The 25932-nt window shown below is 72.3% G+C and carries 22 protein-coding genes and 2 tRNA genes; 19 read left to right on the top strand and 5 right to left on the bottom strand.

The annotated features are described in order from the left end of the window. Positions 1 to 121: 121 nt before the first annotated feature. The 6 genes from metG (at position 122) to AB0O82_RS20050 (ending at position 7240) form a co-directional block, all read left to right on the top strand. Complete coding sequence (gene metG, locus AB0O82_RS20075; protein ID WP_363585338.1) at positions 122 to 1741, top strand: methionine--tRNA ligase; 1620 nt, start codon at positions 122 to 124, stop codon at positions 1739 to 1741. Beyond that, positions 1741 to 2619 carry a TatD family hydrolase gene (locus tag AB0O82_RS20070; protein WP_363585337.1) on the top strand — a complete coding sequence of 293 codons (879 nt, stop codon included), beginning with the start codon at positions 1741 to 1743 and terminating at the stop codon, positions 2617 to 2619. Before metG ends, AB0O82_RS20070 begins: the two co-directional genes overlap by 1 nt. A 70-nt stretch (positions 2620 to 2689) precedes the next feature. Further along, on the top strand, positions 2690 to 3289 hold the full coding sequence (locus AB0O82_RS20065; protein WP_363585336.1) for a Uma2 family endonuclease: 600 nt from the start codon (positions 2690 to 2692) through the stop codon (positions 3287 to 3289). A 28-nt stretch (positions 3290 to 3317) separates the two neighbouring features. Then, a complete protein-coding gene (gene rsmA, locus AB0O82_RS20060) occupies positions 3318 to 4241 on the top strand; it encodes a 16S rRNA (adenine(1518)-N(6)/adenine(1519)-N(6))-dimethyltransferase RsmA (protein ID WP_363585335.1) in 924 nt (307 codons plus the stop codon). Then, on the top strand, positions 4238 to 5155 hold the full coding sequence (locus tag AB0O82_RS20055; RefSeq protein ID WP_363585334.1) for a 4-(cytidine 5'-diphospho)-2-C-methyl-D-erythritol kinase: 918 nt from the start codon (positions 4238 to 4240) through the stop codon (positions 5153 to 5155). The genes rsmA and AB0O82_RS20055 overlap by 4 nt, the downstream gene beginning before the upstream one ends. Positions 5156 to 5380: 225 nt before the next feature. Further along, a complete protein-coding gene (locus tag AB0O82_RS20050; protein ID WP_363585333.1) occupies positions 5381 to 7240 on the top strand; it encodes an ABC-F family ATP-binding cassette domain-containing protein in 1860 nt (619 codons plus the stop codon). A 108-nt stretch (positions 7241 to 7348) separates the two neighbouring features. On the opposite strand, the gene AB0O82_RS20045 is transcribed toward AB0O82_RS20050, so the two are convergent. After that, the gene (locus AB0O82_RS20045) at positions 7349 to 9247 is read right to left on the bottom strand and encodes an FUSC family protein (RefSeq protein WP_363585332.1); all 1899 of its coding nucleotides are present in this window, start codon (positions 9245 to 9247) and stop codon (positions 7349 to 7351) included. A gap of 417 nt (positions 9248 to 9664) precedes the next feature. On the opposite strand from AB0O82_RS20045, the gene AB0O82_RS20040 reads away from it, so the two are divergent. The 4 genes from AB0O82_RS20040 (at position 9665) to AB0O82_RS20025 (ending at position 14684) form a co-directional block, all read left to right on the top strand. Beyond that, positions 9665 to 10111: a hypothetical protein gene (locus AB0O82_RS20040; RefSeq protein ID WP_363585331.1), complete on the top strand. Its 447-nt coding sequence runs from the start codon at positions 9665 to 9667 to the stop codon at positions 10109 to 10111. 43 nt (positions 10112 to 10154) lie between these two features. After that, the gene (locus AB0O82_RS20035) at positions 10155 to 11825 is read left to right on the top strand and encodes a hypothetical protein (protein ID WP_363585330.1); all 1671 of its coding nucleotides are present in this window, start codon (positions 10155 to 10157) and stop codon (positions 11823 to 11825) included. A gap of 132 nt (positions 11826 to 11957) precedes the next feature. Then, positions 11958 to 13226, top strand: coding sequence for a S8 family serine peptidase (locus tag AB0O82_RS20030; RefSeq protein ID WP_363585329.1), 1269 nt, complete (start codon positions 11958 to 11960; stop codon positions 13224 to 13226). Between the two features lie 123 nt (positions 13227 to 13349). Further along, positions 13350 to 14684: an MFS transporter gene (locus tag AB0O82_RS20025; protein WP_363585328.1), complete on the top strand. Its 1335-nt coding sequence runs from the start codon at positions 13350 to 13352 to the stop codon at positions 14682 to 14684. A gap of 20 nt (positions 14685 to 14704) precedes the next feature. Here AB0O82_RS20025 and AB0O82_RS20020 read toward each other — a convergent pair whose 3' ends face one another. Next, positions 14705 to 15301 (bottom strand): flavodoxin family protein, encoded by a 597-nt coding sequence (locus AB0O82_RS20020; RefSeq protein ID WP_363585327.1) that lies wholly within the window; start codon positions 15299 to 15301, stop codon positions 14705 to 14707. A 185-nt stretch (positions 15302 to 15486) separates the two neighbouring features. On the opposite strand from AB0O82_RS20020, the gene AB0O82_RS20015 reads away from it, so the two are divergent. From AB0O82_RS20015 to AB0O82_RS19995, 5 genes are all read left to right on the top strand, one after another. Then, complete coding sequence (locus tag AB0O82_RS20015) at positions 15487 to 15936, top strand: helix-turn-helix domain-containing protein (RefSeq protein WP_363585326.1); 450 nt, start codon at positions 15487 to 15489, stop codon at positions 15934 to 15936. Between the two features lie 204 nt (positions 15937 to 16140). Continuing rightward, positions 16141 to 16216, top strand: a tRNA-Thr gene (locus tag AB0O82_RS20010). Between the two features lie 182 nt (positions 16217 to 16398). Further along, entirely contained in the window at positions 16399 to 17067 is a 669-nt protein-coding gene (locus tag AB0O82_RS20005) for a LuxR C-terminal-related transcriptional regulator (protein ID WP_363585325.1), read from the top strand. 150 nt (positions 17068 to 17217) lie between these two features. Next, positions 17218 to 18180: a UDP-glucose 4-epimerase GalE gene (gene galE, locus AB0O82_RS20000; RefSeq protein WP_350877731.1), complete on the top strand. Its 963-nt coding sequence runs from the start codon at positions 17218 to 17220 to the stop codon at positions 18178 to 18180. 298 nt (positions 18181 to 18478) lie between these two features. Next, on the top strand, positions 18479 to 19426 hold the full coding sequence (locus tag AB0O82_RS19995) for a response regulator transcription factor (RefSeq protein WP_363585324.1): 948 nt from the start codon (positions 18479 to 18481) through the stop codon (positions 19424 to 19426). 15 nt (positions 19427 to 19441) lie between these two features. On the opposite strand, the gene AB0O82_RS19990 is transcribed toward AB0O82_RS19995, so the two are convergent. Continuing rightward, entirely contained in the window at positions 19442 to 19939 is a 498-nt protein-coding gene (locus AB0O82_RS19990) for a MarR family transcriptional regulator (protein WP_363585323.1), read from the bottom strand. Positions 19940 to 20049: 110 nt separating this feature from the next. Between AB0O82_RS19990 and AB0O82_RS19985 the strand changes: the two genes are divergently transcribed. After that, positions 20050 to 20841: a methyltransferase domain-containing protein gene (locus AB0O82_RS19985; RefSeq protein WP_363585322.1), complete on the top strand. Its 792-nt coding sequence runs from the start codon at positions 20050 to 20052 to the stop codon at positions 20839 to 20841. A gap of 91 nt (positions 20842 to 20932) precedes the next feature. On the opposite strand, the gene AB0O82_RS19980 is transcribed toward AB0O82_RS19985, so the two are convergent. Both AB0O82_RS19980 and AB0O82_RS19975 read right to left on the bottom strand, forming a co-directional pair. Continuing rightward, positions 20933 to 21535: a TetR/AcrR family transcriptional regulator gene (locus AB0O82_RS19980; protein WP_063348051.1), complete on the bottom strand. Its 603-nt coding sequence runs from the start codon at positions 21533 to 21535 to the stop codon at positions 20933 to 20935. Positions 21536 to 21726: 191 nt separating this feature from the next. Continuing rightward, positions 21727 to 22716: an acyl-CoA desaturase gene (locus AB0O82_RS19975; RefSeq protein ID WP_363585321.1), complete on the bottom strand. Its 990-nt coding sequence runs from the start codon at positions 22714 to 22716 to the stop codon at positions 21727 to 21729. Positions 22717 to 22965: 249 nt separating this feature from the next. Here AB0O82_RS19975 and AB0O82_RS19970 point away from each other — a divergent pair. The 3 genes from AB0O82_RS19970 to AB0O82_RS19960 all read left to right on the top strand — a co-directional run bounded on the left by AB0O82_RS19970 (position 22966) and on the right by AB0O82_RS19960 (position 25813). After that, a tRNA-Gln gene (locus AB0O82_RS19970) sits at positions 22966 to 23036 on the top strand. 144 nt (positions 23037 to 23180) lie between these two features. Then, the gene (gene glmU / locus AB0O82_RS19965) at positions 23181 to 24635 is read left to right on the top strand and encodes a bifunctional UDP-N-acetylglucosamine diphosphorylase/glucosamine-1-phosphate N-acetyltransferase GlmU (protein ID WP_363585320.1); all 1455 of its coding nucleotides are present in this window, start codon (positions 23181 to 23183) and stop codon (positions 24633 to 24635) included. A gap of 200 nt (positions 24636 to 24835) precedes the next feature. Continuing rightward, positions 24836 to 25813, top strand: a complete 978-nt coding sequence (locus AB0O82_RS19960; protein WP_350877737.1) for a ribose-phosphate diphosphokinase — start codon at positions 24836 to 24838, stop codon at positions 25811 to 25813. Positions 25814 to 25932: the final 119 nt, after the last annotated feature.

Below are 25932 nucleotides of genomic sequence, written 5' to 3'. Positions count from 1 at the left end.
CGGCCCCCGCCGTCGCCGGCCGGGCGGCAATCCGTCGAGGGCAGCGGGCAGCAATCCGTCGAGGGCGGCGGGCGGCAATCCGGTCGAGGGCTGCGGGCGGGCCCGACTAAGCTTTCCGACCATGGCGGCCACTGCAGACCACAGCACCACCGGGGCGACCGCCCCGGCGTACTACGTTTCCACCCCGATCTACTACGTCAACGATCGCCCGCACCTGGGCCACGCGTACACCACCGTGGCGGGCGACGTCCTCACCCGCTGGCACCGCCAGCGCGGCGAGAAGGTGTGGTACCTGACCGGCACCGACGAGCACGGTCAGAAGATCATGCGGACCGCCGAGGCCAACGGCGTCAGCCCGCAGGAGTGGTGCGACAAGCTGGTCGAAGAGGCCTGGAAGCCGCTCTGGGAGCACCTGGAGATCGCCAACGACGACTTCATCCGCACCACCCAGCAGCGCCACACCGACCGCGTGCAGGAGTTCGTCCAGGACCTGTACGACAAGGACGAGATCTACAAGGGCGGCTACTCCGGCCCGTACTGCGTCGGCTGCGAGGAGTTCAAGCTCCCGGCCGAACTGCTCGACGGCGCCACCGAGGACGAGAAGCTCTGCGCCGTGCACAAGCGGCCGGTCGAATGGCTGGAGGAGGAGAACTACTTCTTCCGCCTCTCCGCCTACGGCCCGAAGCTGCTGGAGTTCTACGCCGCCAACCCGGACTTCATCCAGCCGGCCTCGGCCCGCAACGAGGTGCTGCGCTTCGTCGAGCAGGACCTGAAGGACCTCTCGATCTCCCGCTCCACCTTCAACTGGGGCGTCCCGCTGCCCTGGGACGAGAAGCACGTCCTGTACGTGTGGGTGGACGCGCTGCAGAACTACATCACCGCGGCCGGCTACGGCAGCGACCCGGAGCGCTTCGCCGAACTGTGGCCGGCCTCCGTCCACCTGGTGGGCAAGGACATCCTGCGCTTCCACGCCGTGATCTGGCCCGCCATGCTGATGGCCGCGGGCCTGCCGCTGCCCAAGCGGGTCGTCGCCAACGGCTGGCTGATGGTCGGCGGCGAGAAGATGTCCAAGTCCAACCTGACCGGCATCTCGCCCACCGACCTCACCTCGCACTTCGGCGTGGACGCCTACCGCTACTACTTCCTGCGGGCGATCCCCTTCGGCACCGACGGCTCGTTCTCCTGGGAGGACTTCACCGCCCGGTACACCTCCGAACTCGCCAACGACTTCGGCAACCTGGCCTCCCGGGTCGCCGCCATGGTCGGCAAGTACTTCGACGGCGCGCTGCCGGCCGCCGCCGCCCACGGTGACGCCGAGCAGGCCATCGCGGACGGCCTCGCCACGGCCCTCGCCACCGCCGACCGGAAGATCGGCGAGGAGCTGGACTTCGCCGGCGGCCTCGCGGCGATCTTCGAGTTCGTCAAGCAGGTCAACGGCTACCTCACCGAGCAGGAGCCGTGGAAGGTGGCCAAGGACGACTCGGAGCAGGGCCGGGCCCGCCTCGCCACCATCCTCTACACCGCCGCCGAGGCGCTGCGCGGCACCGCCGTCATGCTCAACCCGGTGATGCCGTCCACCGCCGAGAAGCTGTGGACCTCGCTCGGCGCCGAGGCCGGCCTCGGCGCGCTCGCCGCGCAGACCATCGCCACCACCGCCGACTGGGGCCGGCTGCCCGCCGGCAGCACCGTCACCAAGGGCGAGATCCTGTTCCCGCGCCTCGAAGAGAAGCCCGCCTCCTGATGTCTGCCAAGGACGACGCCCGGTCGACCCCGCCGCCACTGCCGGAACCCCTGGCCGTGGCGGTGGCCGACTCGCACACCCACCTCGACATGCAGGCCGGCACCCCGGCCGAGGGACTGGCCCGGGCCGCCTCGGTCGGGGTCACCACGGTCGTCCAGGTGGGCTGCGACGTGCCCGGCTCGCGCTGGGCCGCCGAACTGGCGGCCCAGTACGAGCAGGTGCACGCGGCCGTCGCCCTGCACCCCAACGAGGCGCCGCGGATCTTCCTCGGCGACGCGGACGGCTGGTCCGGCCAGCAGCGGAAGGCGGGCGGCGAGGCCGCGCTGGAGGAGGCGCTCGCCGAGATCGACCGGCTCGCCGCCCTCCCGCAGGTCCGCGCCGTCGGCGAGACCGGCCTCGACTACTTCCGCACCGGCCCCGAGGGCGTCGAGATCCAGAAGGAGTCGTTCCGCCGCCACATCGAGATGGCCAAGCGGCACGACAAGGCCCTGGTCATCCACGACCGCGACGCCCACGAGGACGTCATCGCCGTCCTGCTGGCGGAAGGCGCCCCCGAGCGGACGGTCTTCCACTGCTACTCCGGCGACGCCGAGATGGCCAAGGTCTGCGCCGAACACGGCTGGTACCTGTCCTTCGCCGGCCCGGTCACCTTCAAGGCCAACCAGCCGCTGCGCGACGCCCTCGCCGCCACCCCCCTCGACCGGGTCCTGGTCGAGACCGACGCGCCCTTCCTCACCCCCCACCCCTACCGCGGCCGGCCCAACGCCCCGTACCTCATCCCGGTCACCGTCCGCTCGATGGCCGGCACGCTGGGGCTGCACGAGGACGAGCTGTCCACGGCGATCGCGGAGAACACGGCCCGGGCCTTCGGGTACTGAGCCGGTCGAACGAAAGTCGGATTCCGGCGGAACGATTCGGCACTCCCGGCTGCTTCTTGGGCTGGCTAGCATGAGTGCAGTGAGGGAGGTGGCGATGACCGCCGAGCCGATCGACTGGATGCATCCGCCGTCCCAGGGCTGGACGTACGAGCAGGTCAAGGACCTCGACCTGCCGTTCGATTGGGAACTGGTGGACGGAGCCGTCGTGGTCCGAGGGACGGCGAAGTGGTGGCACGACCAGGTGCGCGATCAGCTGCTCATCAGGTTGTCCGGCGCGCGGACCACGCCTTACGTCGTGAACGCCGAGCGCTGCGTCCTGCTCGACGAATACAACACCTCCAAGCCCGACGTCGTCGTCATCGACAAGACCGGCCTCGACTTCTTCGAGCTGGAGTGCACCCCGCCCGAGTCGGTGGTCCTGGCGGTCGAGGTCGTATCACCCGGCTCCAGGGTCGTCGACCGTTTCCGCAAGCCAGGCCAGTACGCCGAGAAGAAGATCCCGTACTACTGGCGGGTCGAGCGCGGCCTCGACAACCTGCCGATCGTGCACGAGTTCCACCGGGACGATGAGAAGGGCGTCTACCTGCCCGTCGCCCAGCACGAGGGCGTGCTCCGCACCTCGGTGCCGTACCCCGTCGAGATCGACCTCGCCGAGGTCGTCGAACTCTGAGGGCCCCACGCGCCCGTATCCTTGGCGCGTGAGCACCACCGACCCCACCCCTGACAGCCACCTGCTGGGCGCCGCCGACATTCGGGAGCTGGCGGCCGCGTTCGGCGTGAAGCCGACCAAGCAGCGCGGGCAGAACTTCGTCATCGACGGCAACACCGTGCGGCGGATCGTCCGGGCAGGCGGGGTGACGGCCGAGGACGCGGTGGTCGAGGTCGGCCCCGGGCTCGGGTCGCTGACGTTGGCGCTGCTGGAGGTGGCCGCGCACGTCACGGCGGTGGAGATCGACCCGGTGCTGGCACAGCACCTGCCGGCGACCGTCGCGGCCCGGATGCCCGGCAAGGTCGACAGCTTCGACCTGGTGTTCAGCGACGCCATGGAGGTCACCGAGCTGCCCGGGCCGGCGCCCACCGCGCTGGTCGCCAACCTGCCGTACAACGTGGCCGTGCCCGTCCTGCTGCACATGCTGGCGACCTTCCCCAGCATCGAGCGCACCCTGGTGATGGTGCAGGCCGAGGTCGCCGACCGGCTCGCCGCCAAGCCCGGCAACAAGGTCTACGGCGTCCCGTCCGTCAAGGCCAACTGGTACGCCGACGTGAAGCGGTCCGGTGCCATCGGCCGGAACGTGTTCTGGCCCGCCCCCAACGTCGACTCCGGGCTGGTCTCGCTGATCCGCCGCGAGCCGCCGAAGACCACCGCCAGCCGCAGGGAGGTGTTCGCCGTCGTCGACGCCGCGTTCGCCCAGCGGCGCAAGACCCTGCGCGCCGCGCTGGCCGGCTGGGCCGGCTCCGCCGCCGGGGCCGAGCAGGCGCTCGCGGCGGCCGGGATCGACCACAAGCTGCGCGGCGAGATGCTCACGGTGGAGCAGTTCGCCGCGATCGCCGAGCACAAGCCGAAGATCGCCGAGCACGAGCCGAAGATCGCCGAGCACGAGCCGGAGGCGGACTCCCAGTGATCACCGTGCGGGTTCCGGCCAAGGTCAACGTCCAGCTCGGGGTGGGCGGACTGCGCGCCGACGGGTTCCACGACCTGGCCAACGTGTTCTTCGCCGTCGCCCTCGGCGACGAGGTCACCGCCACGGCGGGGGAGGGCGTCACGCTCTCCTGCACCGGGCCGGACGCCCACGTCGTCCCCCTCGACGACAGCAACCTCGCCGCCCGCGCCGCCCGCCTGCTCGCCGCCCACCACGGCATCGCCGACCCCGGCGTGCACCTGCACATCGCCAAGGCCATCCCGGTCGCCGGCGGCATGGCCGGCGGCAGCGCCGACGGGGCCGCCGCGCTGGTCGCCTGCGACGCGCTCTGGCAGCTCGACACCGCCCTCGACACCCTCCTGGAGCTGGCCGCCGAACTCGGCTCCGACGTGCCGTTCGCCCTGCTCGGCGGCGTCGCGCTGGGCCTCGGCCGGGGCGAGATCCTGCAGCCGCTCACCGTCGACGGCACCTTCCACTGGGTGTTCGCGGTCGCCGACGGCGGCCTCTCCACCCCCGCCGTCTTCCGCGAGTGCGACCGTCTGCGCGAGGAGGCCGGCACCGGCTCCAGCGACACCGACGTCCGCACCCCCGACGCCGACCCCGCGCTGCTCGCCGCCCTCGCCCAGGGCGATGCCGTCGCCCTGGCCGCCGCCCTCGCCAACGACCTCCAGCCCGCCGCCCTCTCGCTGCGACCCGCGCTCGCCGCCACCCTGCGGGCCGGCACCGAGGCCGGCGCGCTCGGCGCCCTCGTCTCCGGCTCGGGGCCGACCTGCGCGTTCCTCGCCAAGGACGCCGACGCGGCCGCCGCCGTCGCCGAGGCGCTGCGGGCCTCCGGCACCTGCCGGACCGCGCACGCCACGTACGGGCCGGTGCCGGGGGCGGCGCTGGTGCCGTAGGGGCCCGCCGGTGCCGGGGGCGGCGCTCGTGTCGTAGGGACCCCGCCCGTGCCGTAGGGGCTTCGCCGGTTCGGGGCCCGCCGGTTCGGGGCCCCCGCCGCCGCAGGCGGTGAGGGCGCTTCGGCGGGCCCATTAGGCTGGGGAGATCGGGGCGTCCCCGACAGGGGTGCCCGGCCGCGACCGGCGGGCCGCCCCGAGACCGCCAATCCCAGGAGCGCAGCAGACGTGGCCGTCAACCTCGCCACCATCGAGTCCGTCACGAAGGTCTACGGCACCCGCGCCCTCCTGGACGGAGTCAGCCTCGGCGTCAGCGAAGGCGACCGGATCGGCGTCGTCGGACGCAACGGCGACGGCAAGACCACCCTGATCCGGATGCTCGCCAAGCTGGAGGAGGCCGACAGCGGCCGGATCACCTGGAACGGCGGCCTCCAGCTGGCCGTCCTCACCCAGCACGACTCGCTCGACCCGACGGCCACCATCCGGCACGAGGTGATCGCCGACCGGGCCGACCACGAGTGGCTCGGCGACGCCCGCATCCGCGACATCGTCGAAGGCCTCTTCGGAGGCCTCGACCTGCCCGGCTTCGCCGACGGCCTCGACACCGTCATCGGCCCGCTCTCCGGCGGCGAGCGCCGCCGGATCGCCCTCGCCAAGCTGCTCCTCGGCTCGCCCGACCTGATCGTCCTCGACGAGCCCACCAACCACCTCGACGTCGAGGGCATCAACTGGCTCGCCCAGCACCTGCAGAAGCGCCGCTCCGCGCTGGTCTGCGTCACCCACGACCGCTGGTTCCTCGACCAGGTCTGCACCCGGATGTGGGACGTCCAGGGCGGCGCCGTGCACGAGTACGAGGGCGGCTACTCCGACTACGTCTTCGCCCGCGCCGAGCGCTCCCGGATCGAGGCCGTCGAGGAGCAGAAGCGCCAGAACCTCGCCCGCAAGGAACTCGCCTGGCTGCGCCGCGGCGCCCCCGCCCGCACCTCCAAGCCGCGCTACCGGATCGAGGCCGCCAACGCCCTGATCGCCGACGTGCCGGAGCCCCGGGACCGGTCCGAGCTGATGAAGTTCGCCAACGCGCGACTGGGCAGGACCGTCTTCGACCTGGAAGGCGTCACCGTCAAGGCCGGCCCCAAGCTGCTGCTGGAGAACCTCACCTGGCAGCTCGGCCCCGGCGAGCGGATCGGCCTGCTCGGCGTCAACGGCGCCGGCAAGACCTCGCTGCTGCGCGCCCTGCGCGACGCGTACGCCTCCGAGGGCGACGTGCAGCCCGCGTCGGGTCTGATCAAGGTCGGCAAGACGGTGCGGCTCGCCTACCTGTCGCAGGAGGTCGTCGAACTGGACCCGGCCATCCGGGTGCTCCAGGCCGTCGAGCAGGTCCGCTCGCGCGTCGACCTCGGCAAGGGCCGGGAGATGAGCGCCGGCCAGCTGTGCGAGCAGTTCGGCTTCGGCAAGGACAAGCAGTGGACGCCCGTCGGCGACCTGTCCGGCGGCGAGCGGCGGCGGCTCCAGCTGCTGCGCCTGCTGATGGACGAGCCCAACGTGCTGTTCCTCGACGAGCCCACCAACGACCTCGACATCGAGACCCTCAACCAGCTGGAGGACCTGCTCGACGGCTGGCCCGGCTCGATGATCGTCATCAGCCACGACCGGTTCTTCATCGAGCGGACCACCGACGTCGTCCACGCGCTGCTCGGCGACCAGAAGATGCGGATGCTGCCGGGCGGCGTCGACGAGTACCTGGAGCGGCGGGCGCGGATGGCCGCCTCGATCGCCGCCGCCGCTTCGGCCGCGTCGGGTGCTTCGACCGCCTCGACCGCTTCGGCCGCGGCGTCCGGCGGTTCGGACGCCGGGACCGCCGCGTCGGCCCTGTCGGGCGGCGACCTGCGGGCGGCGAAGAAGGAGATGCAGAAGATGGAGCGGCAGATCGCCAAGCTGGACCAGAAGGAGTCCAAGCTGCACGCCCAACTCGCCGAGCACGCCGCTGACTTCTCCAAGGTCGCGGAGCTGGACGCGCAACTGCGCACCGTCCGGGAGGAGAAGGAGGAGCTGGAGCTGAGCTGGCTGGAGCTGGCCGAGCAGGTCTGAGCCCCGGTCGGGGTTCTGGCCGGAGTCCTGATCGGGGTTCTGGTTGGAGTTCTGGTCGGAGTCTTCTGGTCGGAGTCCTCTGGCGGGGACCGGGACTCCGGTCGGGCCCTACCGGGCCAGCAGGGCCTCCAGCTCGTCCGCCGCACGGCCCAGCGCACTGCGCGCCGGGTCGTGCGGTGCCGTCGGGCGGGCCGCCGCCCCGGTCGGCGGGCGGTGCTCGCGGGCCGCCGCCGTCAGCTCGTCCAGCGCCCGGCGCACCCGCCCCACCTCCGCCGGATCCGGCACCCGGCCGCCGTACCGCAGCTGCGCCGCGAACGCCGCCACCGCGCCGCCCAGCCGCTCCAACGCCGCCGTCGCCGGCAGCCACTGCTCCGCCAGCCGTCCTGTCGGCGGCGGCTCGGCCAGCCCCTGCCGCACCTCCTGGCGGGCGTCCTCCAACGCCCGGTACGCCGTACGGCGCAGCCACACCTCGGCCCGGCCCGCGTCCCCGGTGACCGCGTCCAGATAGGCCCGCAGCGCGGTGGCCGCGTCCACCAGCCGGGGCTCGATCCGGTGCCGCGGACGCTCCGGCCACAGCAGATAGCCGAAGAGCAGCACGATCGCGCTCGCGAGCACCGTGTCCAGCACCCGCGGCCAGAACTCGGCCGCGCTGCTCTGCCCGCCCAACTGGAGCAGGATCAACGCCATCGGCGTCATCGCCACCGTGTTCAGCCCGTAGTGCGCCGCCGTCGCGTACGGCAGCAGGGCCACGCAGAACGCGGCGATCGCCGTCAGTACCCACGCGTCGGTCGTGAGCGACACCACGGCCGCCGTGACCGCCACCCCGAGCACCGTGCCGACCGAGCGGCTCACCGCCCGCAGGAACACCGAACCGAGATCCGGCTTCAACACGAAGGCGATCGTCATCGGCACCCAGTAGCTCTTGCTGAGCGGGTAGCTGGCCGTCACCGCCGAACCGACCGCGATGCACAACGCCACCCGCAGCCCGTACCGGACCGAACCGCGCGACAGCAGCCGCACCCGCAGCCGCCACGGATCGGGCGGCGGTGCCGGGGCGGTACCGACCTCCGCCTCCCGGCCGGCCACGGTGTCGGCCGCCGCGCGCAACGCCACGTCCAGGGCCTGCCGGGACGGCGTGTCCGGCTGCCACTGCGGAACGGCGACCTCGCCGCCGCCCCGCCGGACCGCGTCCGCCAACCGGAGCGGTACCTCCGCGACCTCGGGCGGCACCGGCCGCCACGCCCACAACAGGCCCGTCGCCGCCTCGGTGGCGGCCAACGCCGCCTCGTACATCCGGCGCAGCCGAACCGTACGGGCGGACTCCGACCCCGGGCGGTGCGGTCGCGGGAGGAGGTCCTGCAACTGGTTCAACCGGGCCGTCAACACCTGGCGCGAAACCGCGCCCTGCGGCGTGCCCAAATCGGCCAGCGTCCGGCCGAACGCCTCGTACGCGGCCGCCAGCGCACGGTTGCGCGGATCCGAGGCGGGACGGCGGTGCGCGCCCCCCGGCAGACCCAGTACCACCACGAACGCGGCACCCGCCAGCATCATCGGCGCCGCCGCCCACCACGGATCCGGCAACGGCATCCCGCTGCCCAACGCCGCCGACACCAGCAGCAGCATCCCCGCCGCCGAACCCCGCGGGCCCGTCGCACTCAGCGCGCCGGACGCGAACGCCGTGAACGTGAGCGCCGCACCGAGCACCACCGCCGAAACGTGCGCGTGCTGGAGGGAGGTGCCGATCAGCATGCCGAGCGCCGAAGCCAGCACCGCCGACGCGATCCGGGGCACCCGCAGGCCGCTCGGCTCCGCGCGGTCATTCATCGTCGCGTGCATCGCGCCCAGACCGGCGAACACCCCCAGATCCAGCCGGTGCGCCAGCAGCCCTGCGGCCAGCGGCACCGCCATGCCCACCGCCGCGCGGGCCATCAGCGCCAGCGGCAACGGCGGCCGGGAAGGACGGGCGGCACGGGCCCACCAGGAGGGGGCGGACTCGTCTGCGGGCATCAGGTCACGTCCGTTCTGCGGCCAGGGGTCGCTGCTGTGCGACATTGCGCGGCAGATGGGGGCGTACCCGGTCCAACCGGGCGAGACCAGTCTACCGGGGCCCGGCGCGACACCCCCGAGGGCCGCACGTGTCAAGTTCGTACCGATCCCGCACAGGCGGGCCAAGGGCCCTGCCGACCCGACAGGGGCGGTGGCTACGATTACGGAGGCGGAGACCGCCCCCAGGGCGGGCGGTGCACCGACCAGCACTGTACGACCGAGAAGTTGACGGTATGTTGCGGAGCGGCGGCCCCGGGGTTACCCCGAACCGCCGCCCGTACGGGGGAGAGGTGAACTGCTGTGGCAGGAGAGGTTCCACCGAACACGGGGGCCAGTCCGGACACGTCCGGTGACGTCACGCCATTTATGCTCAGCCACATGATGGGGTTCGGCCCCCTCGTCAGCACCGTGCAGACGAACGTCAGCGCCGCCGACCTGGTGTCCGCCTTCGGCAAGAAGGACGTCAAGGTCGAGCTCGACACGCTCACCGCGTTCGCCAAGAAGATCGAAGCCCTGCTCCAGGCCATGGAGGGCTCCCCGGCGGCCCCGTACAAACTCCAGGAACAGAAGCTGACCGGCGGAAGCTTCGCCAGCGCGGAGTTCGCCGAAGCGACGGCCCTGACCGCGGCCTACGACAAGGTGCACACCCAGCTCGTCAAGCTGCACAAGGACTTCGTGTCGCAGATCGAGGCGATGAAGACCGCGGTCGCGGCGACGGCGGGCAACTACTCGGCCAACGAGGACGACACGGCGGCCGCACAGAACGCCGTCGCGAAGAACGCGGGCGGCCCCACACCGCCGCGGGCCGGCGGCGAGGGCTTCTGATGGTGGTCGGCGAGGGCGCCCACGGGGAAACGGGGAGTAAGTAGTGGCAGACGGAACGAACTTCGAGGGCGTCGGACACGCCCAGCTCAAGAAAATGGTCCAGAGCACCGACCCCACGACGGTGCTGAGCCGCGGCACCCAGCTGCAGTCGGCCGGCCGTGTCCTGAAGGAACTCGGCGCGGCACTCAAATCGCACATCGGCAACGTCAGCTGGGAAGGGCCGGCCGCCGAGAGCTTCAAGACCTGGGCCGGCAACCTGCAGCAGTCTGCCGCGTTGCTCGGTGACTACTCCACAACCGCCGGCGACGCCATGCACCAGGCCGGTGAGGCACTCAGCACCGCCAAGGTGGCCGTGCCGGACGTGCCACACGACGATGTCGACATCGTCAAGACACGCTCGACCCAGGGGGCGCCCAACCAGTTGGCGCTCACGAGCGCCAACTTCACCCCGGCCGGGCCGACCACCGCCACCGTCGACGCCATGATGAAGAAGCAGAACTGCTCCTGGGTCACCGAGACGGAGGCTCTGGCCGCCTCCCAGCGGGTCTACAAGGCTCACCAGGAAGCCATCCACCAGATGGAGAAGCTGGGGCAGGCGTACGAGGCCGCGACGACGAAGCTGGCCGGGCTCGGGGACGTGGCTCTACCGGGTACGCCGGATGCGAGTAGCAACAAGTACGAATCCTCGACGGCCTCTGGTGGCAGTGGCTCGGGCGGTTACGGCGGCTCCGTTCGTAGCCCTCGTACAGGCGGCGGTAGCACCGGGGGTAGCTACCGCCCGCCAGGTGGAAACTACGGTGGTGGTTCGGTCGTGCCTCGGAGTCCGGGGTCGGGTCCGCAAGGCCAGGTCGGCGGGCCTGGCCACGCCGACCCGATTCCGCCGCGAAGCGGTGGCCAGGTGCCGCCGACGCCGGTGGGCCCGGGCTCCTCGGCGCCTCCCTCTGTGTCGTCGGAACCCGTCCACCGTCCCGGTACCGGCCTCGACAGCCTGCCGACCGTGCCAGGTCAGACCGGCCCGCTCGGCCCCAGTGGTGGTGGAAGTCTCTCGCCTGACGGTCCGAGTGGGATTCCCGGATACCCGGGTGGCCCCGGTGGCACCCCGGGATATCCGGGTGGTCCGGGTGGCGGCCCGGTGACCGGTTTCCCGGCGGGGGTCGGCGGTGGGTCGATCCCGGCCAAGGGTGGTGGCGGATCCGTCTCCGGCAGGGGCGGGGGCTCGATCCCCGCCCGTACGGCTCCGTTCGGCGGCGGCTCGGTGCCGGGAAAGTCCGGTGGCAACCCGGGTCTGCCCAGCGGGACGGTCTTCGGCGCCCGTGAGGCCCAGGCTGGTCGGGCGGGAGCGGCCGGCAGCGCGGGCGGGGTGGGCGGCATGCATCCAGGGATGGGTGGTGGTTCCGGAGCCGTTGGTTCGGGCGGCAGCTCGCGGGGTCGAGGCCTGACCTCGACCGGAGGAGGGGCGGTCGGCGGCCGCAAGGGACCGGCTGCTGGCGGGGAGTTCACGCCGGGTGGTACGGGCCTGCGTAACCGGGCTGCTGCTGCGGGAGCCGTTGAGGGCGAAGCCCGCTCCGGGCAGAACGGCATGATGGCTCCTGGAACGGCGGGTCACTCCGGGCGGAACGAGCGCGATCGCCGCAAGCGGGCCGACTACCTCCACGAGGACGAGGAGACCTGGACCAGCGGTACGCCGCACAGCAACCCGGACGTGATTGAGTAGGACGGCAACGACTGCCCGGCCACTGGGCTCTCCCGGTGGCCGGGCAGACCTGTTCGGGGCACGCTCCCCGGTCGACGGAGAGATTGACGAGGAGTTGTGATGGGGCGGACGAACACGCGATCTCGTTGGCGGATGTCCGCTGCGGTGCTTTTGGCGGCGGGAGTTGTGGTCGGCCCGGTCGCAGTGCCGGCGGCTGCCGAAGACACGATCCGGCAACAGCAGTGGCATCTGGACGCGATGCATGCACCGGAGATGTGGAAGATCACCAAGGGGCAGGGGATCACGATTGCCGTGATCGACGGCGGATTCAAGCTGGATCATCCAGATCTGGCGGGGCAGTTCCTGCCCGGCAAGGATTTCAGCGGCAGTCCTGGTGGGGTGGGCTCCTTCGGTGACGGGCACGGCACCGGGATTGCCAGCCTCATCGCCGGGACGGGCAAAGGTATGGGGGGAACCGGTGCCCAAGGCCTGGCCCCCGGGGTTAAAATTCTCCCCTTGAAGATCAATAACGGGTCTTCTGGTGCGCTCGTATCCACTGAATTCCTTGGCCAGATCGGCCAGGCCATTTCCTATGCGGTTGATCAGGGTGCCAAGGTCATCAATATCTCGCAGGGTATGGATGCGGCAGTTCCCGCGCCGGAAGATGTTGTCAATCTGAATGGCGTAATTGAGGCTGCGAGGGCCAAGGGTGTTCTTGTAGTGGCAAGCGTCGGAAATGAAGCGCAGAAGGGCAATCCGGTCGAGTATCCCGGAGCTCTTCCGGGCGTTGTCGGGGTAGGGGCAGTCGATCGTGATGTGATTGCGACAGCCGAGTCTGAGCAGGGTCCGCAGGTTATTCTTTCCGCGCCCGGCATGGATATGCTTGCAGCTTGCACTTCCTCAACTGGTTATTGCAAGAGTCACGGGACTTCGGACTCGGCCGCACTCGTTTCTGCTTCGGCAGCCCTGGTGTGGTCGACGCATCCGGAATGGACGGAAAATCAGGTTCTTCGGGTGCTAATTAACACGGCAGGAAAACCGACTGATGGGTCGGTCCGCAGTGTCGATGTCGGGTACGGAGTTGTCAGGCCTCGCGTCGCGCTGACAGAACCTGGCGATCCTGGGCCTGCGAATGTGTCGCCGATTCCGGTTGTGCAGACCTTGCCCTCGGCGAGCTCGTCGGCTACTTCGACGCCCTCGTCGAGTTCGGCCGCCCCGAGTCCGAGTGAGGTGGCCGTGGGGGCGCCTCCGGTGGGGCCGGCGGCGGAGAAGTCCTCCGGTTCGGGTGGTGCGTTGCCGGTCGTGGCCGGTGTGGTGGGTGGGTTGGTGCTGGTCGCCGGTGCGGTGTCCGTCGTGCTGCGGCGGCGGAAGGCCAGTGGACAGCCTGCGGCGCCGCCGGGGGAGGACCCGTACGTGCGGTGATCCGGGGGCCTGCGCTGGTGTGCGCCTGCGGTGTTGAGCCGGGGGCGCGTGGGGTGGGGGTGTGCGCGGGGGTCACTCGGGTGGGGGCTGGTGGCGGGGCGGGCTGGTGTCCAGGGTGGTGGTATGGATGCGGAGGAAGCCCGGCGGGCGGGGCAGTTGAGGCGTGCGGCGGCTGCGGCGCTGATCGGTACGGCGATCGAGTTCTACGACTTCTTTTTGTACGGGACGGCGGCGGCCTTGGTGTTCGGGTCGGTGTTCTTTCCTGAACTGGGCACGGTGGGGGCGCTGTTGGCGGCATTCTCGGTGTACGCGGTGGCGTTCCTGGCCCGGCCGCTGGGGGCGGTGGTGTTCGGGCATTTCGGGGACCGGGTGGGGCGGAAGGCGACGCTGGTGGTGTCGCTGTTGTTGATGGGGCTGTCGACGGCGGCGGTGGGGGTGTTGCCGGGGTTCGGGTCGTGGGGGTGGTGGGCGCCGGTGGCCCTGGTGGCGTTGCGGGTGTGTCAGGGCGTGGGGTTGGGCGGGGAGTGGGGCGGGGCGGCGCTGCTGATCGCGGAGAACGCGCCGGCCGGGCGGCGGGGGCGGTACGGGGCGTTCCTGCAGTTGGGGCCGACGAGCGGGTTCGTGTTGGCGAACGGGGTGTTCCTGGCGGTCCAACTCGGCCTGGACGAGCGGGCGTTCCGGGAGTGGGGCTGGCGGGTGCCGTTCCTGGCGTCGTTGGGGCTGGTGGCGGTGGGGCTGTTCGTGCGGCTGCGGTTGGAGGAGACGCCGCTGTTCCGGCCGGACGAGCCGAGGGACCGGGCGCCGGTGGTGGAGGTGTTGCGCGGGCACTGGCGCACGGTGCTGCTGGGCTGCGGGGCGATCACCGTGGGGTACGCGCTGTTCTACCTGACCACGACGTACGCGTTGGCGTACGCGACGTCCGGGCTCGGGGTGGCGAGTTCGCTGGTGCTGGTGATGCTGCTGGTGGGCGCGCTGGGCATGGGCGTGACGGTGTGGGTGAGCGCGTCGCGCAGTGACGGCTGGGGGCGGCGGCGGACGCTGTGCTGGGCGACGGGCCTGGCGGCGGGGTGGTCGCTGGTGCTGTTCCCGCTGCTGGAGACGGTGCGCCGGCCGTTGATGTTCGTGGCACTGGCGGGTGCGCTGGTGGTGCTGGGGTGCCTGATGGGGCCGGTGGCGGCGTTCCTGCCGGAGTTGTTCCCGACCCGGGTGCGGTACACGGGTGCCGCGTTGACGTACAACCTGGGCGGCGTGGTGGGCGGGGCGACGACGCCGCTGGTGGCGACGCGGCTGACGGAGGCGTACGGGACGGCGGAGCCGGTCGGCTGGTACCTGGTGGGGTTGGGCGCGGTGGCGCTGGGGTGCCTGTGGCTGCTGCCGGAGACCGGCGGCGCGGAGTTGGGGGCGGTGGACGGCGGACGCCGCCGGGCGCCCCTCCTGGGGGCGGACCCGGCGGCGTAGGTGCCGACCGTGCGGTGCGGTCAGCCGGCGAGGGCGGCGCGGCCGGCCAGCACGACGGCGGTGTGCTGGGCGACCCGCTCGCCGAGGTACTCGGCGGTCGCGATGTCGGCCTTGTGCACGGCCTCGGGGCCGGCGTCGGACGGGCTGGAGGCGGCGGCGCCGTTGAAGAAGCCGAGGCGGTTGAGGTCGTTCTCGGTGGCGGTGGTGGCGTTCCAGCCGGGCTTGAGGCCGAGGTTGACCCAGCTCATGGCGTGCTGGGCGGCGAGGGTCTGGAAGAAGCCGAGGGTGCCGGCCTTGTCGCCGCTCTTGGAGGCGGAGTTGGTGAAGCCGGCGGCGACCTTGTCCCGCCAGGCGTCGGAGAACCAGCGCTTGCTGGTGGCCTCGGCGAAGACGTGGAAGGCGCCGGAGGCGGTGCCCATGTAGGTGGGGGAGCCGAAGACGATCGCGTCCGCGGCGTCGAGCTGGGCCCACTGCTCGTCGGTGATGGTGTCGACGGCGATCGAGACGGCCTCGGCGCCGGCGGCGGCGGCGCCGCGGGCGACGGCCTCGGCGATGACGGCGGTGTGGCCGTAGCCGGAGTGGTAGGCGAGGGCGACGGTCGGGCGGATGGCGGTCATGCGGGGGCACTCCTGTACGGGTACGGGCAGGGGCAGGGCAGGGCAACGCAGGCAAGGCAGGGGGAAGGCAAGGGGCGGCGAGGGCCTGCTGCCGCACCCCGGCCCATCGACTGGTCTCTAATATAGACCAAGTCTCCATTGGTTACCAAGGGTGGATTGGAGACCGTGGGGCTACCCTGGACAGCATGACGACGGAGGAAGCGGCCCGGGCGGAGAGCGGCACCGGGCGGCAGGGGCAGGAACGGGAGGGCGGGCAGGACCGGGAGCAGGAGCTCGACGTCTTCGCCCAGCTCTGTCCCAGCCGCGCGATGTTCGCCGAACTGGCCGACAAGTGGTCGATGTTGATCCTGATGAGCCTCGCCGCCTGCGGGCAGCAGCGGTTCTCCGAACTGCAGCGCGGCGTCGGCGGGGTCAGCCGCAAGATGCTCACCCAGTCGCTGCGCAGCCTGGAGCGCAGCGGACTGGTGCGCCGCACCGTGTTCCCGGAGACGCCGCCGCGGGTGGTCTACGACCTGCTGCCGCTCGGCCGGGAGCTGGCTGTACTGCTGGCGCCGCTCGGCCGGTGGACGGAGCAGCGGACCGGGCAGATGCTGGCCGCCCGCGAGGAGTTCGACGAGACGCACGCCGAAGGCTGACCGCGCGCACGCCGAAGGCTGACCGCGCGCACGCCGAAGGCTGGCCGCGCGCGCCGAGGGCTGGCCGGGCCCGCGCCGAGGGGCGGGTGCCCGCCCGCCGGGGGTCGGTCCGGCGTGCGCCGGGGCCGCGGACCCGATTTCCCTTCCTGGCCGCCAGCCGTGTAATGTCTTCCTTGTTCGACCGGCCCGGCGAAAGCCCGGCAAGCCCCTATAGCTCAGTCGGTAGAGCGTCTCCATGGTAAGGAGAAGGTCTGCGGTTCGATTCCGCATGGGGGCTCCATTCGAAGGCCCTCGCTTCATGGCGAGGGCCTTTTGCTGTTCCCCGATCAGACCGTCGGGCCCGGTGCGGAGGCCGAGCGCGGCGGCCTAGCGGGTCGGGTACGGAATGCGCTGTGATGGTGCGTCATCGGCCGCCCGCCCATGGGGTGCGGGCGCGAGCCGAACCCCGACCGGGAGGGCGTCATGGGCGTTCGACTCGTGGTGGTCGACGATCACCGGCTGTTGGCCGAGGCGCTGGCCACGGCGTTGCAGCTGCGCGGCCACCGGGTGCTCGCGGTCGGCTGCCCGGCCGGGGTCGCGGCCGATCTGGTGGTCGGCCGGCGGCCGGAGGTGTGTCTGCTGGGGGTGTCCGCGCCGAGTGAGCCGGCGGCTTTCGACGGGCTGCGCCGGATCCGCCGGGAGCGTCCCGAGGTGGCCGTGATCGTGCTCGGTCCGGTGGGTGAACTGCGCGGTGTGGCGGGGGCGTTCGCGGCCGGGGCGGCGGGGTACGTGCCGAGCGACGAGCGGATCGGGGTGGTCGAGCGGGCGATCGGGCGGGCCCGGGCGGGCGAGGCGGCGGTGGCCGTGGACGTGCTGCGCGGGGCCTTCGACCAGTTGCTGCGGCCGGTCGCCGAGCCGGACGACGAGGCGGTGCGGCTGCTGCGGCTGCTGACCCGCCGTGAGGTGCAGGTGCTGGCCCGGATCGCGGACGGGGAGGACACGGCGGCGATCGCCGCCGGGATGCGGATCGCCGCGAGCACCGCCCGGACGCACGTCCAGCGGGTGCTGATGAAGCTCGGTGCGCGGACCCGGCTGGAGGCGGCCGCGGTGGCGGCCCGTACCGGGCTGCTGGAGCGGATGGCCGGCGGCTGAGGGGGGCTCGGGGTCCGTGAAACCGGCTCCCGGGCGGCCCGTTCACATGGTCCTGGGCACTCCGGCGGGCAGGGAGAATAGCCTCAGTCGTACACACGTCATCGACGGCCGCCGCTGACCGGCGGACCGTCGCCCGCTGGAGGTCTCATCATGAGTAAGTACCTGGTCACGGGTGGCGCCGGCTACGTCGGCAGCGTGGTGGCCGCCCACCTGCTGGAGGCGGGGCACCAGGTGACCGTCCTGGACGATCTCTCCACCGGTTTCCGCGAGGGCGTCCCGGTCGGTGCCGAGTTCGTCGAGGGTCGGGTCCAGGAGGCCGGCCGGGTGCTGGACGGTTCCTTCGACGGCGTGCTGCACTTCGCCGCCTCCTCGCAGGTCGGCGAGTCGGTCGTGGACCCGGAGAAGTACTGGCGCAACAACGTGGCGGGTTCGCTGGAGCTGGTCGCGGCGATGCGCGCGGCGGGTGTGCGCAAGCTGGTGTTCTCGTCCACCGCCGCCGTCTACGGCGAGCCGGAGGTCGTGCCGATCGCGGAGACCGCCCGCACCTCGCCGACCAACGCCTACGGCGCCACCAAGCTCGCCGTGGACCACCTGATCACCAGCGAGGCCGTCGCGCACGGCCTGGCCGCCGTCTCGCTGCGCTACTTCAACGTGGCCGGTGCGTACGGCGCGTACGGGGAGCGCCACGACCCCGAGTCGCACCTGATCCCGCTGGTGTTCCAGGCGGCGCTGGGTCAGCGCCCGCACATCGCGGTGTACGGCGAGGACTACCCGACCCCGGACGGCACCTGCATCCGCGACTACATCCACGTCGCGGACCTGGCCGACGCGCACCTGCTGGCGCTGGACGCGGCCAAGCCGGGCGAGCACCTGATCTGCAACCTGGGCAACGGCAGCGGCTTCTCGGTGCGCGAGGTGATCGAGTCGGTCCGGCGCGTCACCGGCCGGGAGATCCCGGTGCAGGCGGCCGGCCGCCGGGCCGGCGACCCGGCCGTGCTGGTGGCCTCGGCGGCCCGCGCCCACGAGGCGCTGGGCTGGACGCCGCGCCGCCCGAACCTGGACGACATCGTCGCCGACGCCTGGAAGTTCGCCCTGGAGAAGCACGGCAAGTAGGCCGCAGGACCCCGCAGGCGCCGCTCCCGGAGGTTCGGGGGCGGCGCCTCGGCGTTGCCCGCTTCGACCGGTGATGGCGTGAAATCCCGCCACTCGCGCACCTCCTGACGAAACTTCACCAAACCGCCACGAGGGGGTTTCCCGGCCCGTACGCTGAGTGCGGTACCGGTGGGGGCCGGCGCCCTTTTCGGCCTCACCGGCCACCGGTGGGCGGGCGGAGTGACGGGCCCAGACCGCGGGTGCCGGGGCCGGTCCCCGCCCCCGGGCTCGGGCCGGTCTGAGCAGGGGGGTAGTGACGATGGGGCGGATCCGCGTCCTGGTGGTCGACGACCACCGGATCTTCGCCGAGGCCCTGGCCGCGGCGCTCGCCGCCGAGCCCGACGTGGAGGTGGGGGCGGCCGGCAGCGGGGCCGCCGCCGAGCGGGCGCTGGAGCGTGCCGCCGTCGAGGGGCGGGCCTTCGACGTGGTCCTGATCGACGCCGACCTGGGGGCCGAGGGCACTGCTTCGGCGGGTGTCCGGAGCCGGCTCGGCCCGGACGCGGCCGACGCGGCCCGGCGGCGGCCGGCCCCGGCGGTGCCGCCGCCCCGCCACCCGGTCGGCCCGCCGGTGGCGCAGTCCGGCGGCCGCCCGGTGGACCTGTTGCGCCCGGGCGGGCGCGGCACGGAACCGGTCCGCTCCGACGCGTACCGGGCCGACCAGCTCAGAACCACGCCTCCGGCACCGGACGGCATCACCCTGCTCGCCCGGGTCCGCCGCGCCCATCCGGGGCTGCGGGCGGTCGTGCTGGCCGTCGCCGACGACCCGCACCGCGCCGCCCGGGCCCTGCACGCGGGCGCCACCGGCTGGGTGGCCAAGGAGAGTTCGCTGGCCCGGCTGCTCTCCGTGGTCCGGGGGGTGCTGCGGGACGAGACGCACCTGCCGCCCGCGCTGCTGACCGGGGTGATCCGCGAGCTGACCACCGCCCGGCGGGACCGCACCGAGAGCGAGCGGCTGGTCGACACCCTCACTCCGCGGGAGAAGCAGATCCTGCGCTGCATGGTCGCGGGCCTGGGTCGGCAGGCGGTCGCGGAGCGGCTCTACCTGTCGCCGCACACCGTCCGGACGCACATGCAGAACGTGCTCGGCAAGCTCGGGGTGCACTCCACGCTGGCCGCGGTGGCGGTGGCCCGCCGGGCCGGGGTCAGCCCGGCCGAGCCGGCCCTGCCGGCGCCGCCGTCCGTCGTGACCGCGGTGGACCGGACGTGAACTCCGGGGCGCGGATCAGCCCGGGATGTTGTCGAACGGGGCGACCAGCTGCCGCAGGAGCGCGGCGAGTTCGCCCTGCTGGCCGGAGCTGAGCTGGGCGAGCAGTTCGCGTTCGTGCGTGAGCAGTCCGGCGAGTGCCTGGTCGGCGCGGTCGCGGCCGTCGTCGGTGAGCCGGACGAGCACGCCGCGCCGGTCGTCCGGGTCGGGCAGGCGCTTGACCAGGCCCTTGCCGGTGAGGCGGTCGATGCGGTTGGTCATGGTGCCGGAGGTGACCAGGGTCTGGGTGAGCAGCTGGCCGGGGGAGAGCTGGTAGGGGGAGCCGGCCCGGCGCAGGGCGGTCAGGACGTCGAACTCCCAGGGCTCCAGCCCGTGCTCGGCGAAGGCGGTGCGGCGGGCGCGGTCGAGGTGCCGGGCGAGTCTGCTGACCCGGCTGAGTACCTCCAGCGGCTCCACGTCGAGGTCGGGGCGCTCTCGGCGCCACGCTGCGACCAGCCTGTCGACCTCGTCCTCCATGACGATCAGTGTATCGGTGGATGTGTCGATGTGAAGTCTCTTGACGTCGAGAAATGTGCCAGCAAGGCTACCTGGGATATCTTGATGTCGAGATACTTGTGAGGTGGACCATGACCAGTCCCGTCTGGGACCCGGCGCAGTACCTGCGCTTCGCGGACGAACGCACCCGTCCGCTGCGCGACCTGCTCGCCCGCGTCCCCGCCCTCCCGAACCCGAGCGATCCCGTGATCCTCGACATCGGCTGCGGCCCCGGCAACTCCACCGCCGTGCTGCGCGCACGCTGGCCGCACGCCCGCCTCACCGGCATCGACAACTCCGCCCCGATGCTCGCCACCGCCCGCACCGACGGTGAGCCCACCGCCGACTACCTGCTCGCCGACGCCCGCGACTACGACCCGGCCCCGGCCGGACCCGACCTGATCGTCTCCAACGCCACGCTGCAGTGGATCGACGGCCACCTCGACCTCGTCCCGCGCTGGGCCGGCGCCCTGCCGCCCGGCGGCACCGTCGCCTTCCAGGTCCCCGGCAACTTCGACGCCCCCAGCCACACCCTGCTCGCCGAACTCCGGCGAAGCCCCCGCTGGCGCGGCCTCCTCGGCGACGACGCCGCCAGGGCCGGCGTCCACCCGCCCGAGCGCTATCTGGACGCCCTCACCGCCGCCGGCTGCGCGCCCGACGTCTGGGAGACCACCTACCGCACCCTGCTCCCGGGCCCGGACCCGGTCCTCGCCTGGGTCAAGGGCACTGCCCTGCGCCCCGTCCTCACCCGGCTGACCGACCCCGCCCGCCGAGCCGCCTTCCTCGCCGAGTACGGGGCGCTCCTGCGCGAGGCCTACCCGGCCGGGTCGCACGGCACCGTCTTCCCGTTCCGGCGGATCTTCGCCGTCGGGACCAGGGCCTGATGCGGGGCGGGAGGGCCGCCGGCCCTTCCGCCCGTCGGTCGCTCCTTCCGCCCGCCGGTCGGCCCTACCCCGCCGCCGGTTCGCCCGCTAGTCAGTCCTTGCGCCCGCCGACCAGCCTCGGGTGCCGCTCCAGGCCCTCCAGCCCGTGCCAGGCCAGGTTCACCAGGTGCGCCGCGACCTGCGCCTTGTCCGGCTTGCGGACCTCCAGCCACCACTGCCCGGTCAGCGCCACCATGCCGACCAGCATCTGCGAGTACATCGGGGCCAGTCGCGCGTCGAAGCCCCGGGACTTGAACTCCAGGCCGAGGATGTCCTCCACCTGCGTCGCGATGTCGCTGATCAGTGACGCGAAGGTGCCGGTCGACTGGGCTACCGGGGAGTCCCGGACCAGGATCCGGAAGCCGTCCGTCGAGGTGTCGATGTAGTCCATCAGCGCGAACGCGGCCTGCTCCAGCAGCTCCCGCGAGTGCCCGCCGGTCAGCGCCCCCGTGACCATGTCCAGCAGCAGTTGCATCTCGCGGTCCACCACCACCGCGTACAGCCCCTCCTTGCCGCCGAAGTGCTCGTACACCACCGGCTTCGAGACCCCGGCCCGCTCGGCGATCTCCTCCACCGAGGTGCCGTCGTAGCCGCGCTCCGCGAACACCGTCCGGCCGATCTCCAGCAGCTGCTCCCGCCGCTGCTTGCCGGTCATCCGGACCCGCCCGCCCCGGCGGCGCGGCGCCGGGGCGGGCGCACCCCCCGAGGCGCCCCCGCCCGCCGGTGCAGCGGTTCGCGGACGGGCCGGCGCCGCGTCGGGCGCCGCGTCCGTCCGCGTGCTCTGGTGGCCGCCTGTGCTGTCTGCGCTGCTCCCGTTCACCCCTACATCATGCTGGAAGCGACGACTCATGCGGCGCGGCGGGCGGCGATCCGCTGCGCGTCCGGCCAACGGACGTCCCGGACCCAGCCGGCCAGCTCGAACCAGCGGATCAGCCGGGCCGAGGAGTCGATCTGCCCGCGCAGCACCCCGTGCCGGGCGGCCGTCGGGTCCGCGTGGTGCAGGTTGTGCCAGGACTCGCCGCAGGAGAGCACCGCCAGCCACCAGACGTTGCCCGAGCGGTCCCGGGAGCGGAACGGGCGGCGGCCGACGGCGTGGCAGATCGAGTTGATCGACCAGGTGACGTGGTGCAGCAGGGCCACCCGGACCAGCGATCCCCAGAAGAAGGCGGACAGCGCGCCCGACCAGGACAGCGTCACCAGCCCGCCGACCAGCGGGGGGAGCAGCAGCGAGATCATGGTCCAGAGCCAGAACAGCCGGGAGATCCGCCGTATGGCCGGATCGCGGACGAGGTCCGGCGCGTACGTGAGCTGCGGGGTCTGCTCCTCGTCGAACATCCAGCCCATGTGCGCCCACCACAGGCCCTTGAGCAGGGCCGGGAGGTTCTCCCCGTAGCGCCACGGCGAGTGCGGGTCGCCGTCCTTGTCGCTGAACCGGTGGTGCTTGCGGTGGTCGGCCACCCAGCGCACCAGCGGGCCCTCGACCGCCAGGCTGCCGGCGACCGCGAGGGCGAGCCGCATCGGGCGGTTGGCCTTGAACGCGCTGTGGGTGAAGTAGCGGTGGTAGCCGACGGTGATGCCGTGGCAGGTGAGGAAGTACATGGCGACGGTGATCGCCGCGTCCGTCCACCCCAGTCCCCACCCCCAGGCCACCGGCACGGCGGCCAGCAGCGCGGTGAACGGCAGGAGGATGAACAGCCCGAGCGCGAGCCGTTCGGCGAGGCCCTGCTTCTCCCCGCCGCGGGTGGCGGACAGTCGGGTGGCGGTGTCGGTGGGATCGGGGGATTCGGTGGGAAGCGCGGCGTTCCCCGCGCTCGGCTCGCCGGCCTTGGTGGTCATGGGCGTCCCTTTGCGACATCCCTGTGCGGGAGGGAGGAGCGGAGGCTACGTTGGCGTAACCTACGGCATCGTAGGTTGCGCTCCGTGGCGAAGGGAACACGCCGCCGCACGGCGCTTGAGTGAATTCACCCGACTGGATGGATGAACCGGCGGCCCGGCTTGTTCGACCGCTCCCGGCGGATCGGGGCCTGCGGATCGCGGCAGTTGATACCCATGGCAGGGTCGACTCGGGTAGGGTCTGAGCAACCATCCGCCGTGGTGTAATGGCAGCACAGGGCCCTTTGGAGGCCTTTGTCTGGGTTCGAATCCTAGCGGCGGAGCCTCTGCACGCCTCAGGTTCGGGCGTACCGCCGAACCGCCGGTATTGTCGGTGCTGCTCGGCGGACTGTGCGAATGGCGACCGGCCTCGGTCCGGTCCGGGCCCGTTCTGCCCGCCCTGTGAACCGACCGAGGAGCCTCCCCGCATGGGTGCCAATTCGCTTGCCGCCGTTGTCGTGCTCGCCGCCGGTGGCGGGACCCGGATGAAGTCGAACAAGCTGCCCAAGGTGCTGCACGAGGTCTGCGGCCGGTCGCTGGTGGGTCATGCCGTCTCGGCGGCCCGCGAACTGACGCCGGAACAGCTCGTCGTGGTGGTCGGACACCAGCGGGAGCAGGTCCAGGAGCACCTCGCGGCGCACTACCCGGCGGCCCGTCCGGTGGTGCAGGAGGACCAGAAGGGCACCGGGCACGCGGTGCGCACGGCGCTGGAGGCGCTGGCCGCCGACGGCGTGGTGCTGGACGGCACGGTGATCGTCACCGCCGGGGACTCCCCGCTGCTGACCGGGGACACGCTGCGCCGCCTGGCGAAGGCCCACGCCGGCCAGGACAACGGGGTCACCGTCCTGACCGCCGTCGTCCCCGAGCCCTTCGGCTACGGCCGGATCCTGCGGGACGAAGACGGCACCGTCGCCGCGATCGTCGAGGAGCGGGACGCCACCGCCGTCCAGCGCTCGATCGCCGAGATCAACTCGGGCGTCTTCGCCTTCGACGCCAAGCTGCTGGTCGAGGCGCTGGCCGAGCTCACCACGGACAACTCGCAGGGCGAGGAGTACCTCACCGACACCCTGGAGATCCTGCGCACCGCCGGGCACCGGGTGGGCGCCGTGGTCGCGGAGGACCACCGGGACATCCTGGGCATCAACGACCGGGTGCAGCTCGCGCAGGCCCGCCGGCTGCTGAACGACCGCCTGCTGGAGCGGGCGATGCGGGCCGGCGTCACCGTGGTGGACCCGGCGACCACCTGGATCGACGTGCAGGTGACGTACGAGCCGGACGCCCTCGTGCTGCCGAACACCCAGCTGCACGGTGCCACCCACCTGGGCGAGGGCTGCGAGGTCGGCCCGAACTCGACCCTGACCGACACCCTGATCGGCGCCGGCGCCCGTGTGAGCAACACCACGGCGGACCGCGCCGAGGTGGGCGAGCTGGCCACCGCCGGCCCGTACGCCTACCTGCGGCCGGGGGCCAAGCTGGCCCGCAAGGCGAAGGTCGGCACCTACGTCGAGGTGAAGAACTCCGAGCTGGGCGAGGGGGCCAAGGTGCCGCACCTCTCCTACATCGGGGACGCCACGATCGGCGAGGGCGCCAACGTCGGCGCGGCCTCGGTCACCGTGAACTACGACGGCGTCAACAAGCACCGCACGGTGATCGGTGCGCACTGCCGCACCGGTTCCGACAACATGTTCATCGCCCCGGTGGCGATCGGGGACGGCGCCTACACCGCGGCCGGTTCGGTGATCACCACCGACGTGCCGCCGGGCGCGCTCGGAGTGAGCCGGGCGCACCAGCGCAACATCGAGGGCTGGGTGGAGCGCAAGCGCCCGGGGACCACTTCCGCGCAGGCCGCGAAGGCCGCGACGGACGGGGCCGCGGACGCCTGACGGGACGGGCGGGAGCCCGAGGGCGGTCCCGGGGCGGACGGTTTCTGCGTGGGCGCGTAACCTTGGGGTCATACGTGCGCCACTGGGCTTACGGCCCGTGTCCAGGCGTACCGACAATTCCCCCGACCCCGTGCGAGCCGGCTGCGCCTGCCCGCACGGGACGACGGGGTTCAGCGTCAGCAACGCGAGGAGACGGTGCAGTGAGCGGGATCACGACGTCGGGTGAGAAGAAACTCAAGCTCTTCTCCGGCCGTGCCCACCCGGAACTGGCGAGGGAGGTGGCCGAGGCGCTCGGGACCGAGCTCGTCCCGACCAAGGCCCTGGACTTCGCCAACGGCGAGATCTACGTCCGCTTCCTGGACTCGGCCCGCGGCGCGGACTGCTTCGTGATGCAGAGCCACACGGCTCCCATCAACCAGTGGATCATGGAACAGCTGATCATGATCGATGCGCTGAAGCGGGCCTCCGCCAAGAGCATCACCGCGATCCTGCCGTTCTACGGGTACGCCCGCCAGGACAAGAAGCACCTGGGCCGCGAGCCCATCTCGGCGCGCCTGGTCGCCGACCTGCTGCGCCAGGCGGGCGCCGACCGGCTGATGGCCGTGGACCTGCACACCGCGCAGATCCAGGGCTTCTTCGACGGCCCGGTGGACCACCTGTTCGCGCTGCCGATGCTGGCGGACTACGTGGGCGGGAGGGTGGACCGCTCCAAGCTGACCATCGTGTCGCCGGACGCCGGCCGGGTGAAGGTGGCCGACCAGTGGTGCGACCGGCTGGACGCGCCGCTGGCGATCATCCACAAGCGCCGCGACATGACCCAGGCCAACACCATCCTGTCGGCCGAGGTCGTCGGTGACGTCAAGGACCGGGTCTGCGTCCTGGTCGACGACATGATCGACACCGCCGGCACGATCTGCGCCGCGGCCGACGCGCTGTTCGACAACGGTGCGGCGGACGTCCTGGTGGCGGCCACCCACGGCGTGCTCTCCGGCCCGGCCGCGGACCGGCTGAAGAACTCGCGGGTGAGCGAGTTCGTGTTCACCAACACGCTGCCGACCCCGGCGCAGATCCAGCTGGACAAGATCACCACGCTGTCCATCGCCCCCTCGATCGCGGCCGCGATCCGCGAGGTGTTCGAGGAGGGTTCGGTCACGAGCCTCTTCGAGGGCGTGCACTGACGAAGCCCGACGGCGGCGGCCCCGGTCCACGGCCCAGCCCGGCAGGCCCCGGCCGTTCCTGCGCGAGAGGCCGACCGACCTGAGCGTGCCCCGCTTCGGCGAAGGCGCGCGGGCACAGG

It is taken from the genome of Kitasatospora sp. NPDC088264, assembly GCF_040685715.1.
Lineage (GTDB): Bacteria > Actinomycetota > Actinomycetes > Streptomycetales > Streptomycetaceae > Kitasatospora.
Note: the sequence above shows the minus strand (reverse complement) of the source record. Positions and strands in the feature narration are given on the sequence as shown.

Coding starts and splice junctions, on each gene's coding strand:
- AB0O82_RS19995 (WP_363585324.1), top strand. CDS start 18,479: ATGGGGCGGATCCGCGTCCTGGTGGTCGACGACCACCGGATCTTCGCC.
- AB0O82_RS20070 (WP_363585337.1), top strand. CDS start 1,741: ATGTCTGCCAAGGACGACGCCCGGTCGACCCCGCCGCCACTGCCGGAA.
- AB0O82_RS20005 (WP_363585325.1), top strand. CDS start 16,399: ATGGGCGTTCGACTCGTGGTGGTCGACGATCACCGGCTGTTGGCCGAG.
- galE (WP_350877731.1), top strand. CDS start 17,218: ATGAGTAAGTACCTGGTCACGGGTGGCGCCGGCTACGTCGGCAGCGTG.
- metG (WP_363585338.1), top strand. CDS start 122: ATGGCGGCCACTGCAGACCACAGCACCACCGGGGCGACCGCCCCGGCG.
- AB0O82_RS20065 (WP_363585336.1), top strand. CDS start 2,690: ATGAGTGCAGTGAGGGAGGTGGCGATGACCGCCGAGCCGATCGACTGG.
- AB0O82_RS20045 (WP_363585332.1), bottom strand. CDS start 9,247: ATGCCCGCAGACGAGTCCGCCCCCTCCTGGTGGGCCCGTGCCGCCCGT.
- AB0O82_RS20025 (WP_363585328.1), top strand. CDS start 13,350: ATGGATGCGGAGGAAGCCCGGCGGGCGGGGCAGTTGAGGCGTGCGGCG.
- AB0O82_RS20020 (WP_363585327.1), bottom strand. CDS start 15,301: ATGACCGCCATCCGCCCGACCGTCGCCCTCGCCTACCACTCCGGCTAC.
- glmU (WP_363585320.1), top strand. CDS start 23,181: ATGGGTGCCAATTCGCTTGCCGCCGTTGTCGTGCTCGCCGCCGGTGGC.
- AB0O82_RS19985 (WP_363585322.1), top strand. CDS start 20,050: ATGACCAGTCCCGTCTGGGACCCGGCGCAGTACCTGCGCTTCGCGGAC.
- AB0O82_RS20015 (WP_363585326.1), top strand. CDS start 15,487: ATGACGACGGAGGAAGCGGCCCGGGCGGAGAGCGGCACCGGGCGGCAG.
- AB0O82_RS20040 (WP_363585331.1), top strand. CDS start 9,665: ATGATGGGGTTCGGCCCCCTCGTCAGCACCGTGCAGACGAACGTCAGC.
- AB0O82_RS19975 (WP_363585321.1), bottom strand. CDS start 22,716: ATGACCACCAAGGCCGGCGAGCCGAGCGCGGGGAACGCCGCGCTTCCC.
- AB0O82_RS20030 (WP_363585329.1), top strand. CDS start 11,958: ATGTCCGCTGCGGTGCTTTTGGCGGCGGGAGTTGTGGTCGGCCCGGTC.
- AB0O82_RS19980 (WP_063348051.1), bottom strand. CDS start 21,535: ATGACCGGCAAGCAGCGGCGGGAGCAGCTGCTGGAGATCGGCCGGACG.
- AB0O82_RS19990 (WP_363585323.1), bottom strand. CDS start 19,939: ATGGAGGACGAGGTCGACAGGCTGGTCGCAGCGTGGCGCCGAGAGCGC.